This window comes from Streptomyces huasconensis (genome assembly GCF_021028635.1).
GTDB lineage: Bacteria > Actinomycetota > Actinomycetes > Streptomycetales > Streptomycetaceae > Streptomyces > Streptomyces huasconensis.
Genome location: NZ_CP086119.1, coordinates 6,312,459 through 6,324,783 on the forward strand (window position 1 = coordinate 6,312,459; position 12,325 = coordinate 6,324,783).

13 protein-coding genes are annotated in these 12,325 nt (G+C 75.3%); 6 read left to right on the forward strand and 7 right to left on the reverse strand.

Translation table 11 applies throughout. The features are described 5' to 3' along the window. Window positions 1-5: 5 nt before the first annotated feature. A complete protein-coding gene (locus J2N69_RS28540) occupies window positions 6-758 on the reverse strand; it encodes a cobalt-precorrin-6A reductase (protein ID WP_230903243.1) in 753 nt (250 codons plus the stop codon). Between the two features lie 17 nt (window positions 759-775). Here J2N69_RS28540 and J2N69_RS28545 point away from each other — a divergent pair, with 17 nt between their 5' ends. After that, window positions 776-1,909, forward strand: a complete 1,134-nt coding sequence (locus tag J2N69_RS28545; protein WP_230903244.1) for a cobalt-precorrin-5B (C(1))-methyltransferase — start codon at window positions 776-778, stop codon at window positions 1,907-1,909. Between the two features lie 13 nt (window positions 1,910-1,922). Here J2N69_RS28545 and cobM read toward each other — a convergent pair whose 3' ends face one another. Both cobM and cbiE read right to left on the reverse strand, forming a co-directional pair. Next, window positions 1,923-2,672, reverse strand: a complete 750-nt coding sequence (gene cobM / locus J2N69_RS28550) for a precorrin-4 C(11)-methyltransferase (RefSeq protein WP_230903245.1) — start codon at window positions 2,670-2,672, stop codon at window positions 1,923-1,925. Continuing rightward, window positions 2,669-3,946: a precorrin-6y C5,15-methyltransferase (decarboxylating) subunit CbiE gene (gene cbiE, locus J2N69_RS28555; RefSeq protein ID WP_230903246.1), complete on the reverse strand. Its 1,278-nt coding sequence runs from the start codon at window positions 3,944-3,946 to the stop codon at window positions 2,669-2,671. The genes cobM and cbiE overlap by 4 nt, the downstream gene beginning before the upstream one ends. 227 nt (window positions 3,947-4,173) lie before the next feature. Here cbiE and J2N69_RS28560 point away from each other — a divergent pair, with 227 nt between their 5' ends. The 4 genes from J2N69_RS28560 (at window position 4,174) to J2N69_RS28575 (ending at window position 6,881) form a co-directional block, all read left to right on the forward strand. Next, a complete protein-coding gene (locus J2N69_RS28560; protein WP_127910363.1) occupies window positions 4,174-4,566 on the forward strand; it encodes a cell division protein SepF in 393 nt (130 codons plus the stop codon). 149 nt (window positions 4,567-4,715) lie between these two features. Continuing rightward, the gene (locus tag J2N69_RS28565; RefSeq protein ID WP_230903247.1) at window positions 4,716-5,894 is read left to right on the forward strand and encodes an AAA family ATPase; all 1,179 of its coding nucleotides are present in this window, start codon (window positions 4,716-4,718) and stop codon (window positions 5,892-5,894) included. Further along, a complete protein-coding gene (locus J2N69_RS28570; protein ID WP_127910362.1) occupies window positions 5,878-6,213 on the forward strand; it encodes a nucleotide pyrophosphohydrolase in 336 nt (111 codons plus the stop codon). Before J2N69_RS28565 ends, J2N69_RS28570 begins: the two co-directional genes overlap by 17 nt. 185 nt (window positions 6,214-6,398) lie before the next feature. Beyond that, window positions 6,399-6,881 carry a DUF6099 family protein gene (locus J2N69_RS28575; RefSeq protein ID WP_230903248.1) on the forward strand — a complete coding sequence of 161 codons (483 nt, stop codon included), beginning with the start codon at window positions 6,399-6,401 and terminating at the stop codon, window positions 6,879-6,881. Between the two features lie 95 nt (window positions 6,882-6,976). On the opposite strand, the gene J2N69_RS36430 is transcribed toward J2N69_RS28575, so the two are convergent. Continuing rightward, window positions 6,977-7,111, reverse strand: coding sequence for a hypothetical protein (locus J2N69_RS36430; protein WP_269075639.1), 135 nt, complete (start codon window positions 7,109-7,111; stop codon window positions 6,977-6,979). Between the two features lie 113 nt (window positions 7,112-7,224). On the opposite strand from J2N69_RS36430, the gene J2N69_RS28580 reads away from it, so the two are divergent. After that, window positions 7,225-8,148 (forward strand): LLM class F420-dependent oxidoreductase, encoded by a 924-nt coding sequence (locus J2N69_RS28580; RefSeq protein ID WP_230903249.1) that lies wholly within the window; start codon window positions 7,225-7,227, stop codon window positions 8,146-8,148. Window positions 8,149-8,278: 130 nt separating this feature from the next. Here J2N69_RS28580 and J2N69_RS28585 read toward each other — a convergent pair whose 3' ends face one another. The 3 genes from J2N69_RS28585 to J2N69_RS28595 are packed head-to-tail and all read right to left on the reverse strand — an operon-like array spanning window position 8,279 to window position 12,320. Then, entirely contained in the window at window positions 8,279-9,679 is a 1,401-nt protein-coding gene (locus J2N69_RS28585) for a discoidin domain-containing protein (protein ID WP_230903250.1), read from the reverse strand. Continuing rightward, window positions 9,679-10,344: a phage tail protein gene (locus J2N69_RS28590; RefSeq protein WP_230903251.1), complete on the reverse strand. Its 666-nt coding sequence runs from the start codon at window positions 10,342-10,344 to the stop codon at window positions 9,679-9,681. The genes J2N69_RS28585 and J2N69_RS28590 overlap by 1 nt, the downstream gene beginning before the upstream one ends. After that, entirely contained in the window at window positions 10,341-12,320 is a 1,980-nt protein-coding gene (locus tag J2N69_RS28595; RefSeq protein WP_230903252.1) for a putative baseplate assembly protein, read from the reverse strand. The genes J2N69_RS28590 and J2N69_RS28595 overlap by 4 nt, the downstream gene beginning before the upstream one ends. Window positions 12,321-12,325 lie beyond the last annotated feature (5 nt).

Genomic DNA, 12,325 nt, shown 5'->3' on the forward strand with positions numbered 1-12,325 from the left:
GGGCGTCAGCCGCTGAGCCCGCGCAGCCAGGCGGCCGCCTCCTCCGGAGTGGCCGCCACCGGCACGGCTTCCGGCACCGGAGGCCGCTGCACGACCACCACCGGAATCCCTGCCTCCCGCGCGGCGAGGAGCTTCGGTGCCGTCGCCGCGCCCCCGCTGTCCTTCGTCACCACGACGTCGATCCGATGCGTGCGCAGCAGCTCACGCTCCCCGTCCGGTGTGAACGGGCCCCGCTCCAGGAGGACCTCCATGCGGGCGGGGAACGGCGGCTCGGGCGCGTCGACGGAGCGTACGAGGAACCACAGCGCCGACAGGTCCGGTTCCGGCCCGGCGAAGGCCGCGAGCCCCATCCGCCCGGTCGTGAGGAAGACCCGCTCGCCCAGCGCGGGCAGCACCCGTGCCGCCTGCTCCAGGGAACCCACCGGATGCCAGTCGTCGCCCTCACCCGCGACCCAGCCGGGGCGGCGCAGGGCGAGCAGGGGAACATGGGCGGTGGCGGCGGCCGACGCCGCGTTGAAAGAGATGGTCCGGGCGAAGGGATGGGTGGCGTCGATGAGCGCGTCCACGCGGTGCTCCCGCAGCCACGCCGCCATGCCCTCGGCCCCGCCGAACCCGCCGACGCGGACCTCGCCGGGCGGCAGCCGGGGTGCGGCGACCCGCCCCGCCAGGGAACTGGTCACCCGCCGCCCGGCCTCGCCCGCCAGCAGCTCCGCCAGGCGGCGGCCCTCGGTCGTACCCCCCAGAATCAGTACGTGCACGGAGTTCGGTTCCCCTCATGAGTAAGGCAAGCGGCCCGCACGAGGCGCAGGGCGGACGCGGCGCCCAACTCAAGCACACCGGTCTGCGGCCCGGCTGGACGACCGGCGCCTGCGCGACCGCCGCCACCACGGCCGCGTACACCGCGCTGCTGACCGGCGACTTCCCCGACCCGGTGACGATCACACTGCCCAAGGGCCAGACGCCCGCCTTCGCGCTCGCCGCCGAGGAGCGGACGGACACGTACGCCATGGCGGGCATCGTCAAGGACGCGGGCGACGACCCGGACGTCACGCACGGCGCGCTGGTCCGCGCCACGGTGCGGCGGCTGCCGCCCGGCTCCGGCGTCGTCTTCACGGCGGGCCCCGGCGTCGGCACGGTGACCCGCCCCGGCCTGCCCCTCGACGTCGGCGAACCCGCGATCAATCCGGTGCCGCGCCAGCTGATGCGGGACCACGTGGCGCGGGTGGCGGCGGAGCACGGCGGCAGCGGGGACGTGGAGATCACGGTCTCCGTCGACCACGGCGAGGAGATCGCCCGCTCCACCTGGAACCCCCGCCTCGGCATCCTCGGCGGCCTCTCCATCCTCGGCACCACCGGCATCGTCGTGCCCTACTCCTGCTCGGCGTGGATCGACTCGATCCGGCGCGGCGTGGACGTGGCGCGGGCGGCCGGGCGTACGCATGTCGCCGGGTGCACGGGCTCGACCTCGGAGAAGACCGTCGTCGCCGAGCACGGCCTCCCCGAGGACGCGCTCCTCGACATGGGCGACTTCGCGGGCGCGGTCCTGAAGTACGTACGCCGCCACCCCGTCGACCGCCTCACCATCTGCGGCGGCTTCGCCAAGCTGTCCAAGCTGGCGGCGGGCCACCTCGACCTCCACTCGGCCCGCTCGCAGGTCGACAAGGGCTTCCTCGCGGAGCTGGCGCGGCGCGGCGGCGCGAGCGACTCCCTGGCCGCACGTGTCGCCGCCGCCAACACGGGCCTGGAGGCGCTGCGGCTGTGCGAGGCGGCGGCGGTACCGCTGGGCGACCTGGTGGCGCGGGCGGCCAGGGACGAGGCCCTGGCGGTGCTGCGGGGCGCGCCCGTCGCGGTGGACGTCATCTGCATCGACCGGGCGGGCGCGGTGGTGGGGCGAAGCGAGGCGGCCTGAGCCGCTCAGGCACTCAGCACACGTGCCGGTCCCGTTCCGCCGAGTACAGATGGCTGTCCCGGAACTGCGAGGCCCCCAGCGTGCGCCCCACCATGATCACGGCGGTCCGCACGATCCCCGCCTCCTTCACCTGTCCGGCGATGTCCGCCAGCGTGCCCCGCAGGATCACCTCGTCGGGCCGGCTGGCGAGAGCCACCACGGCGGTCGGGCAGTCCGCCCCGTAATGCGGAAGCAGCTCCTCGACCACCCGGTCGACATACCCGGCGGCCAGGTGCAGCACGAGCAGCGCCCCGCTGCGGCCGAGCGTGGCCAGATCCTCGCCGGGCGGCATCGCCGTGGCACGCTGCGCGATCCGCGTGAGGATGACCGTCTGGCCGACCGTCGGCACCGTCAGCTCCCGCTTCAGCGCGGCGGCGGCGGCCGCGAACGCCGGGACGCCCGGGACGACTTCGTACGGGATGCCCGCCGCGTCGAGCCGCCGCATCTGCTCGGCGACCGCGCTGAACACGGACGGGTCGCCCGAGTGCAGCCGCGCCACGTCGAGCCCCGCCTCGTGCGCGCGCACCAACTCGGCGGTGATCTCGTCCAGGTTGAGCCGCGCGGTGTCCACGAGCCGCGCCCCGTCCGGGCATTCGGCGAGCAGTTCGCGCGGGACGAGGCTGCCCGCGTACAGGCAGACCTGGCAGGCGGCGAGCGTCCGGGCGCCGCGCACCGTGATCAGGTCGGCGGCGCCGGGCCCGGCGCCGATGAAGTACACGGTCATCGTTCTTGATCTCCTCGATCGCCTTGTTCCGCGGCCTTGGTGACGGACCATTGGGTGACCGGCATGGCCTGCCGCCACCCGGTGAAGCCGCCGACGGGGACGGCCTGCGCGACCGCCAGCCGCACCAGCTCGCCGCCGTGCCGCCGGTACCACTCGGTGAGCAGCGCCTCCGACTCCAGCGTGACGGTGTTGGCGACGAGCCGCCCGCCGCCGGGCAGCGCCGCCCAGCAGGCGTCGAGCAGGCCGGGCGCGGTGAGGCCGCCGCCGATGAACACGGCGTCCGGCGTGGGCAGTCCGGCCAGCGCGGCGGGCGCGGAGCCGGTGACGACGCGCAGCCCGGGAACGCCGAGGCGGTCCGCGTTGCGGGCGATCCGCTCGGCCCGCACGGCGTTCTTCTCCACGGTGACGGCGCGGCACGAGGGGTGCGTCCGCATCCACTCCACCCCGATCGACCCGGAGCCGCCTCCCACGTCCCACAGCAGCTCACCGGGCGCGGGCGCCAGCACGGCGAGGGTCGCGGCACGCACATGCCGCTTGGTGAGCTGGCCGTCGCTCTCGTACGCCCCGTCGGGCAGCCCCGGCGCCGCGCCGAGCCGCAGGGCGCCGGGCGCGCGGCGGCACTCCACCGCGACGACGTTCAGGGGATCACCGGGCGCGTGCGACCAGGCGTCGGCGACACCCTCGTACGAGGACTCGCGCGCCGAGCCCAGCTGTTCCAGTACGCGCATCCGGCTCGGCCCGAAGCCCCGGTCCCGCAGCAGTGCGGCGACCTCACCCGGTGTCGCGGCGCCCGCGCTGAGCACGAGCAGGCGGCGCCCGTCGTGCAGGGCGGCGGCCAGGCGCGCGGCCGGGCGGCCGACCAGCGTGACCACCTCGGTGTCCTCGACGGGCCAGCCGAGGCGCGCGCACGCAAGCGAGACGGAGGAGGGGTGGGGGAGTACGCGCAGAGTGTCCACGCCCAGCTCCGCCGTGAGGGCGCGCCCGATCCCGTAGAACATGGGGTCGCCGCTGGCGAGGACGGCGACGCGACGCCCCGCGTGCTCGGCGAGCAGGCCGCGCACGGCGGGCCGCAGCGGCGAGGGCCAGGCCAGGCGGTCACCGGGGCAGGCGTCGGCGGGCAGCAGGTCCAGCTGGCGCGGGCCGCCGATGACGACCTCGGCGTCGGTGAGCGCGGCGCGGGAGGCGGCCGGGAGCCCGGCCCAGCCGTCGGCCCCGATCCCGACGACGGTGACGGCCGGTATGCCTGCGGGGGAGGCCGGGGGTGCGGGGGTCACTGCTCATACCTCGGGGTTCGGGAGGGGGCTGCGCCCTGGCACTCTACTGGTGACCAGGCATCCCCCGGTCCGCGGCCGTCGGCGGGAGCCCCCGCGAAGTCGTCCGAGCACCCTCGTCCGGGACCGGCTTCACAGGGCCATCCGTGTCGCTGTTGGGCTGATCGGGTGACTTGGCGTAAGAATTGGCCGGTGCAGATGATGAGTGCGAGCCAGGACGGGGTGGGCAAGTGAGCAGCAGTCAGCGCCACGACGTCACCGACGAACAGTGGGAAGGGCTCGCCCAGGTGGTACCGCTGCGCAGCCGCAACGAATGGCCTTCATGGCCCGGACACCGCGCGCTGCCCGACGCGGAGACCGAGACGCGCAGGCGGTTCGTGGTGATGCGGGTCAACGTCTTCTCGGACGCCCGCGAGGTCGCCGAGACGGTCATGTCGCAGATCCCGGTCCTGCTCGACCTGACGGGTGCCGAGACGGACGTCGCCAAGCGGGTCCTCGACTTCAGCAGCGGTGTGGTGATGGGCCTCGGCTGCGGCATGCATCGCGTCGACAAGAACGTCTTCCTCCTCGCCCCGCCCGGCACGGAGGTGCAGGGTCTGGTGGAGGCGGTGGCACAGCCTTGAGGCTGCCTCAGGGGTGTCCCGGGGGTGCCTTGAGGCTGTAGCCCCTCGCAGGGCCGGCGTGGGGGAGCTTCGGGGTGAATCGCCCGATCGTAGGAAGGTCGGCTTGGTGGAACGGTTCGCCCCGTGCAAGGCCGCTTAGCGTCCCGGGCATGACGGTGTTCTCCCCGGTGCCGGCCGCCCGGCCGCCGGCAGGCCAGGACCGGCCGCAGGTCACCGAGCTGCGGTTGTCCGCCTTCGCCGGGCACCGCGGCGCGGTCCTCCCCTTCGGCCCGCTCACGCTGATCACGGGCCCCAGCGGCAGCGGCAAGACGAGCGCGCTGCGCGCGTACGAGGCGCTCGCGCGGCTCAGCGCCGGTGCCGAACTGGTCGACGTCTTCGACGACCCCGCGGCGTGCGTGCCCGAACGGGCCCGCGCCGACGGCCAGCGGCGCCGCGGGTTCCGCATCGGCTGCACGGTCGAGGGGCCCGCCGGAACCATCCGGCTCGACCTGGCCGTCCAGGCCGAACCCGAACTCCGCGTCGTCGGCGAGCGGCTGACCCGCGGTGGCCTCGTCCTCCTGGAGACGGCGCTGCGCGACCCGGGACGGCGCATGGTCCAGGCCGCCTGGCACACCGCGGGCACGGCTCCGGTGACCCGCGCCCCCATGCCGGACGACCGGCTCGGCACCGCGCTCGTGCCGCTGCGCGTGGCGGGCAAGACCGACGGGCAGCGCCTGGTGCTCGCGGCGGCCGAACAGGTCGTCGTGGCGCTGCGCTCCGCGTTCGCCTGCGACCCGCGGCCCAGCCGGATGCGGGCCCCGGTCCCGGCCGGACTGATCGGCGCGGGCCGCCTCCAGGGCAGCTGCGACAACCTCGCGGAAGTGCTGTGGCGCACCCGCGCCGAGTGCGCGGGCCGCCACGCGCTGCTCGTCTCGGCCGTACGGGACGGCTGCGCGGGCCCGGCCGCCGACGTGTTCGCCGAGGAGGCCGAGGACGGATCGGTGCAGGCCTTCATCGACCGCGGCGACGGCGCGCGCACGCCGCTCGCCCGGCTCGGGGACGGCGAGTTGCGCTACCTCGCGCTGGCGCTCGTCCTGCTCACCGGCCCCGGCGTCCTCGCCGTCGACCCGGTGGCGGAGGTCCCGGAGGCGTACCAGACCCTCACCGTCCTCGCCGACGACCTCGACCGCCGGCTGGACGCGCGGCAGGTGCGCGCGCTCGGCGAACTGGCGGCGCGGACCTGCGCCCGCGGCCACATCCGCCTGGTCGGGGCGGTGCGCGACGCCACCGAGGCGGCGTCGGCCGCCGACGCCTCGGTGGTAGACCTGGGGCGTGACGGAACGACTTGATGTGGCGGGGCTCCAGCGCAGGCTGGCCCGGTTCGCGGCGGCCCGCGACTGGGAGCAGTACCACACCCCCAAGAACCTGGCCGCCGCGCTGAGCGTGGAGGCGTCCGAACTGGTCGAGATCTTCCAGTGGTTGACACCGGAGCAGTCGCAGCAGGTGATGCGGGACCCGGACACCGCGCACCGGGTGGCGGACGAGGTGGCCGACGTCCTCGCGTATCTGCTCCAGTTCTGCGAGGTCCTGGGGATCGACGCGCTGGCGGCGCTGGCGGCGAAGATCGAGCGGAACGAGGAGCGTTTTCCGGCTCCCGAGGGCCCGTAGCACCCCCTCTTCGATATTTTCGTCACTCTCCGGAGTGGATGCCTTGTCCAATCTCGCTTACTTGTCCACAGAATTCCGACCTCCCCTGGCTTTTCGCCCGGATGAGTATCACTCTGGGTAGTGAACAGGCGAGTTCGGGCGGACGTGCGGCGGTGTGGGCGCGCGGGATGGATGGGGGGCTGCGCATGAACGCGATGCGGCTCATCGAGGCGAACCGGCGTGCGCTGGCGCTGAGCGAGGACCCGATCGGCATCGTCGTGGAGGTGTGGCAGTCGCAGGCGCTCGCGCAGGCGATCGGCAGCCGCCTCGCGGTCATGGGCCCTCCCGAGTTACGGGGCGAGGCGCTGGGCCTGAGCGAAGTGGGCGGCAGGGCCTGCGGACTGCTCGACGCCCCGCACCTCGGGACGGAGGACATCAGAGCCGCCCGGCTCACCGAGACCGGCGACGCCCAGGCGGTCCTGGTCGCCCTCGACCGGCTTCTCGGCGAGGTCGGCATCGCGCTCGTCGGCGTCGCGATGGGCGCCGCCGACGAGGGGGTGTACTGGCAGTGCATGGAGGCGATAGACGCCGCCGACGAGTCCCGGGACCGGGTCCTCGAAATGTTGCGCAGGCTCGCGGTGCGCGAACACGGCCTGCCCGCGCCCGACTCGGCGGCGGGCCCGTCGTGAGGGGCCGGTGCGGCGGCCCTGCCGGGCGGTGGCGGTGGTGGGGGCGTGGCGTGGCGGTGGGTGGGGTGCCGGTGCCGGTGCCCGTGTCCGTGCCGTCAGAAGGGGCCGGGCTCGCCCGCGGGGGAGTGCGGTGCCTTACCCCGTTCCTCCATCTGCTGGGGCAGCTCCTTGGGCGCGTCCTGTCGCTCGGGGGCGGCTTCCCTGGGCGACACGTTGGCAGGCCGGGTCACCGGGGCGGCTCCGTACGGGCCTCGGTACCGGCGGTTTTTTCACCCGACCGGGGCGGCCGTGGATCGGCGGAACCGGCGGGGTCGACAGGCTCCCGACCGTGCAGGATGGACACATGGATCTTCGAATCTTCACCGAGCCCCAGCAAGGGGCGACCTACGACACCCTGCTCACCGTCGCCAAGGCCGCGGAGGACCTCGGCTTTGACGCCTTCTTCCGCTCCGACCACTACCTGCGCATGGGCTCCGTCGACGGGCTGCCGGGCCCCACGGACGCGTGGATCACCCTCGCCGGGCTCGCGCGGGAGACCAAGCGGATCAGGCTGGGCACCCTCATGACGGCCGGCACCTTCCGCCTGCCCGGCGTCCTCGCGATCCAGGTGGCGCAGGTCGACCAGATGTCCGGCGGCCGGGTCGAACTGGGCCTCGGCGCGGGCTGGTTCGAGGATGAGCACAAGGCGTACGGCATCCCCTTCCCGAAGGAGAAGTTCGCCCGCCTGGAGGAGCAGCTGGAGATCGTCACCGGCCTGTGGTCCACGGAGGTCGGCCAGACCTTCGACTTCGACGGCAAGCACTACCGGCTCACCGACTCCCCGGCCCTGCCCAAGCCCACGCAGGCCAAGGTGCCCGTGCTCATCGGCGGCCACGGCGCGACGCGCACCCCGCGCCTCGCCGCGCGGTACGCCGACGAGTTCAACATCCCCTTCGCCTCGATCGAGGACAGCGAGCGCCAGTTCGGCCGGGTCCGCGCGGCGGCCGAGGAGGCGGGACGCAAGGGCGGCGACCTGGTGTACTCCAGCGCGCTGGTGGCCTGCGTCGGCAAGGACGACGCGGAGGTCGCCCGGCGCGCGGCGGCCATCGGGCGGGAGGTGGACGAGCTGAAGGCGAACGGCCTCGCGGGCTCCCCGGCCGAGGTCGTCGACAAGATCGGGCGGTACGAGGCGATCGGCGCGAGCCGCATCTACCTCCAGTGCCTGGACCTCGCCGACCTGGACCACCTGGAGCTGATCTCCTCGCAGGTGCAGTCGCAGTTGTCCTAGGCCAGGTGGCGGCCCCCCAGCCGTGGTCGCCGGCCGTCCTCCAGCCGTGGCCACCAGTGTCCTCCAGTCGTGGCCGCCGGGCGCACCCCCTCCGGTGCCCGGCGGCCACTCCCACGGCCGGTCGTGGCCCCTACTGCTTGGCCGAGCGGCCGAAGAACTCCAGCTCGGCGATGGCCACCTGGCGGTTGTCGGCGGCGCCGTACGCGGAGCGCAGGATCAGCCGGGCGGTCACCGCGTCCCGTACGCGCACGTCGATCTTCTGGACGCCGCCGTCGTTGATCCGGCGGTGCATGGTGTGCTCCTTGCCCGCGGAGTCGCTGACCACCAGGTCGAACTCCATGGGCCTGGCCTGCTGGGCGGCCTGGGCGGTGCGGGGTGAGGTGCCCGGGGTGATGAGCAGGTTGAGCAGGTCGGTGGGCTGGCCGAAGTCGGCCTGTATCCACTGGCCCGCCGAGTCGCCCGCGTAACCCGTGCCCCACCAGGTGTTGGAGTAGCCGTCGAAGGCGAGCTTCGCCGGCTGCTTGGCGGCGGAGTGCGAGGCGCTGGAGCCGGTGGGGTGCACGGGCACCCGCTTGGCGAAGTGGTCCTGCACGGCGCGCGCGGCCGGGGGCCCGCCGAAGATGCCGCCGACCACCAGGCCGACGACGACCGCGGCGCCGACGGCGCGGGCGATCCAGCGGGTGCGGTCGCGGTGCAGGCGCGGCCGCTGACCGGCGTACGGGCCTTCGGCGGTGGGGGCGGCGGAGGCCTTCAGGGGGGTGGCGCAGCTGCGGCAGAAGTGGCGGCGGGCGGCGTTGGGCGTCCCGCAGCCGCGGCACGGCGCGCCCGACTCCGGTTCGGCCGGCACGGCGGGCTGCCGTACGCGCGGGCGCGCCGCCTCGGGCCTGCCCGGCAGCACACCGCCCGGCGTCTCGGCGGGCGCGGCCCCGGAGGCCTCCGGCACGGGGACGAGCAGCGACCGGATGGCGGTGTCGGACATGCCGGACCCGGAGGAGGAGCCGCGCGGGGGCGTCCCGCCACCGGAGGGTGAGCCGCCCGGTGCCGAGTCACCCCGTGCCGAGCCGCCCGAGGCCGAGCCGTCGGACGACGAGCCGCCCGCCGCCGAGCCGCTCGCGGGTGCGGGGCCGGCCGTGGACTCCGTGGGGCCGGTCGCCGGGAGCGGGACGGTGGTGTCGGCGGCGGCCGGCGTGGGAGCGGAGGCGGGGCCGGGGGTGGCGGGCTTACCCGACTCAGGGGCGGCCGGGGCGGACGGGGCCGACTCCGGGCGGGCGGGCCCGGAGTGGTCCGAGGCATCGGCCTGGCGCGGTCGGGACGGGGCGGGAGTGCCCGGGGCCCCGGGGCCGTCCTGGGCGGCCGCGTTCACCGGGCCCGCCGGGGTGTCCCAGCGGAGGAAGGCCCCGCAGGAGTCGCAGAAGGACTGGCCCCGCTGCCGGGCGGGGGTGCCGCACTCGGGGCACGAAGAGGTGGGCGGCGTGTGCGAAGGGGAGTGGGGCATCGGGTCCGTCTCAGGCTGCTCGGGCTGCTCGGGCATCAGGTTCCTTCAGGGGAGGTCAGGGCGGTCACCTCGGCCGTGAAGGGGAGGTGGGCGGGGCGGGCCGCGGCGACCACGGACCGCAGGCGGTGGGGGTCCACCGACGACGGGTCGGGCACCCGCAGGGACACGTGCAGAGCGGGGCGCGGCGACCCGGGGAAGGGCCCCAGGGGACGCGCCGACCAGGTCGCGCCGCCGCTCTCGGTGATCCGCGGCCGTACGCCGAAGGCCAGTTCGACGGCGGCGGACAGGCCGCGCCGGGTGCCGCGCACGCGGTGCAGCGCCACGGCGGAGGCCACCGCGTGGCGGCGCAGCGGCAGCGGTTCGGTGCCGTCCAGCTCCGTGCCGACCCAGTCCGTCAGCCAGCCGAGGAAGTCCTCGGGTGCCAGGGCGGGCGTGAAGTACGCCTCCAGACAGTCCAGGACGGTGAAGACGGGCGCCAGCACGGTGTCGAGACCGGAGACGAAGCGCAGCGCGAAGTCGTCGTCGGCGTAGACCGCGGGCAGCTGCTCGCCCAGCGGATGGGCGGAGGCCAGCGCGGGCAGCGCCCCGCGCCGCGATCCGCCTTCCGGCGCCGCGGCACCGGCCCCCGGCCCCGCGGAGCCGCCGCCCTTGCGCAGTGACGCGGGGCCCGGCCCGGCCGGCCCCGTGAACCCCGCCGTCATCGCGCCTCGATGACGCGCACGCGGTGGTCGAAGGGGAACAGCAGGGCGGACGGGCCGAGTTCGATGCGGTCGGTGGCGTCGCCTCGACGGCCTGTGAGGGGGTCGGCCGGATGCAGCAGGACCTCGTCGACCAGCTCCACGCCCGGCACCCGCTGGAGCGCCGCGAAGATCTCGCCCGCCCGCAGCGGACGCCCGAACGGCCAGCCCGCGCCGAGCGCCCCGCCGGTCAGCGGGTCCAGGTAGGCGTAGAGCGCGTCGAGGGCGTCGGCCCGCACCCGCTCCGCCTGGGCGGCGCGGAAGGAGTGCAGCGTCGCGACGACCGTGACGCCCTGGTAGAAAGGCGGCCCGACCGCGAGGCGGGTGCCGATCGGGCGGCGGTCGTCGAGGAAGTCCGTGACCCGGGAGAGCAGTTCGTCGCCCGGGACCAGCTGTTCGAAGCGGAGCCGGCCGCCGCGGTCCGGCACGGCCTGCGGGACGACGAGGACCCGTACCGCGTTGTCGCCCGCGTCCGCCGCGTCGGCGGCCAGGCAGTGGATGCGGGCCGTCTCGGGCGCCGCGCGCCGCGCCAGCTCCTCGTAGTCGCGCGCGGTGACCGCCCGCTCCTGGGCGCGCAGCGCGATCGGCGCGCGGACCTTGGCCTCCTGTACCGTCTCGCCGTCCACACCGCCGCGCGCCGCCTCGCGGTTCTCCACCCGGGCGACGTACGGGATGGAGCTGCGCAGCACCTGGATCGCGCCGCGCGCGACGTTGCCCGCGCGGCCGCCGCCGGTGCGGTAGCGCGTGGCGCGCAGGGCGGCGCCCTTGGCGGGGACCGCGCCGAACTGGCGCAGGGAGCCGTCGGGTTCGCGGACCGCGGGGCCGAAGGCGATCTCGCCGGTCGCCGCGTCCAGCGTGACGTGCCGGTCGTCGGGGCCCGACGCGGCGAAGTGGTCCACGACCTGCCACTCCTGCCAGCCCACGCCGTCCTCGTCGGAGCCCCCGGCGCCCTCGGAGACCTCCAGGACGAGCGGGGGCCGGTCGGCGACGACCGGGGCCTGGGCGAGCCGGACCCGCTGGCCGGGCACGCCCGTGGAGTCGCCCAGCAGCTCGTCGCGCACGACGTCGGCGTGGGCGACGACCGTCGTGCCGCCGATGGTGAACGCGGACGCCGCCCGCACGGTCGGCGACGCGCTGTAGAACGGCTGCCCCGGGGCGGCCTCGACCACCCGGCACCGCACCCAGCCCGCCTCCTGCCGCCCCACCCGCGAGACGACGTGCCCGGCCGGGACGTGCAGGACGACGTCGCCCGGCCGGTTGAGGCCGCCGGTGGAGTCCTCCTCCACCTCGCACTCCGTCCAGCCCTCGGCGGTCCACGCCTCCCACACCAGCGGCGGCTGGCGCGGGTCGACGCCGACACCGTCGACGCGGCTGTCCAGCTGGAGCACGGCCACATTGCGCGGCACGGCGGCGCTGAGCCCGAACAGCAGCGTGTCGCCCGGCCGCGGGGACTCGCCGAAGACCCCCACGTCACGTCCGCCGAACACGTCCTGCCCGCAGTCCTGCGGGGTGCCGCCCGCCTCCTGGCGCAGCACGGCGTCCAGTTCGCAGGGCACCACCGTCAGGTCCGCCTCGGTCGCGAAGGCCACCGCCTCCTCGGTCTCCGTGCGGCTGGTCGCCACCTCCGTCCCGGCGGGCAGCACCACCGCCTCGGGCTGCGGCGCGGAGAGCCAGAACGTGACGTCGGCGCGGGCCGCCGAGGGCGGGAAGAGGGTGACGCCGAGCAGGTCGAGGAAGGCCAGGTGGTTCTTCTCGGGCACGCGGTTGAGGCGGTAGACGACCTGGTCGGCCATGTGCGCGACCGCCTCGACGAGGGTGACGCCCGGGTCGGAGACGTTGTGATCGGTCCACTCCGGGCAGCGCTGCTGGATGTAGCGCTTGGCGTCGTCGACGAACTGCTGGAAGCGCCGGTCGTCGAGGTGGGGTGCGGGCAGGGCCATCGGAC

Excerpts from the sequence above, each read along its gene's own strand:
- J2N69_RS28595 (WP_230903252.1), bottom strand. The coding sequence starts at position 12,320 with ATGGCCCTGCCCGCACCCCACCTCGACGACCGGCGCTTCCAGCAGTTC.
- J2N69_RS28580 (WP_230903249.1), top strand. The coding sequence starts at position 7,225 with ATGGATCTTCGAATCTTCACCGAGCCCCAGCAAGGGGCGACCTACGAC.
- J2N69_RS28575 (WP_230903248.1), top strand. The coding sequence starts at position 6,399 with ATGAACGCGATGCGGCTCATCGAGGCGAACCGGCGTGCGCTGGCGCTG.
- J2N69_RS28545 (WP_230903244.1), top strand. The coding sequence starts at position 776 with ATGAGTAAGGCAAGCGGCCCGCACGAGGCGCAGGGCGGACGCGGCGCC.
- cobM (WP_230903245.1), bottom strand. The coding sequence starts at position 2,672 with ATGACCGTGTACTTCATCGGCGCCGGGCCCGGCGCCGCCGACCTGATC.
- J2N69_RS28565 (WP_230903247.1), top strand. The coding sequence starts at position 4,716 with ATGACGGTGTTCTCCCCGGTGCCGGCCGCCCGGCCGCCGGCAGGCCAG.
- J2N69_RS28590 (WP_230903251.1), bottom strand. The coding sequence starts at position 10,344 with ATGACGGCGGGGTTCACGGGGCCGGCCGGGCCGGGCCCCGCGTCACTG.
- J2N69_RS28585 (WP_230903250.1), bottom strand. The coding sequence starts at position 9,679 with ATGCCCGAGCAGCCCGAGCAGCCTGAGACGGACCCGATGCCCCACTCC.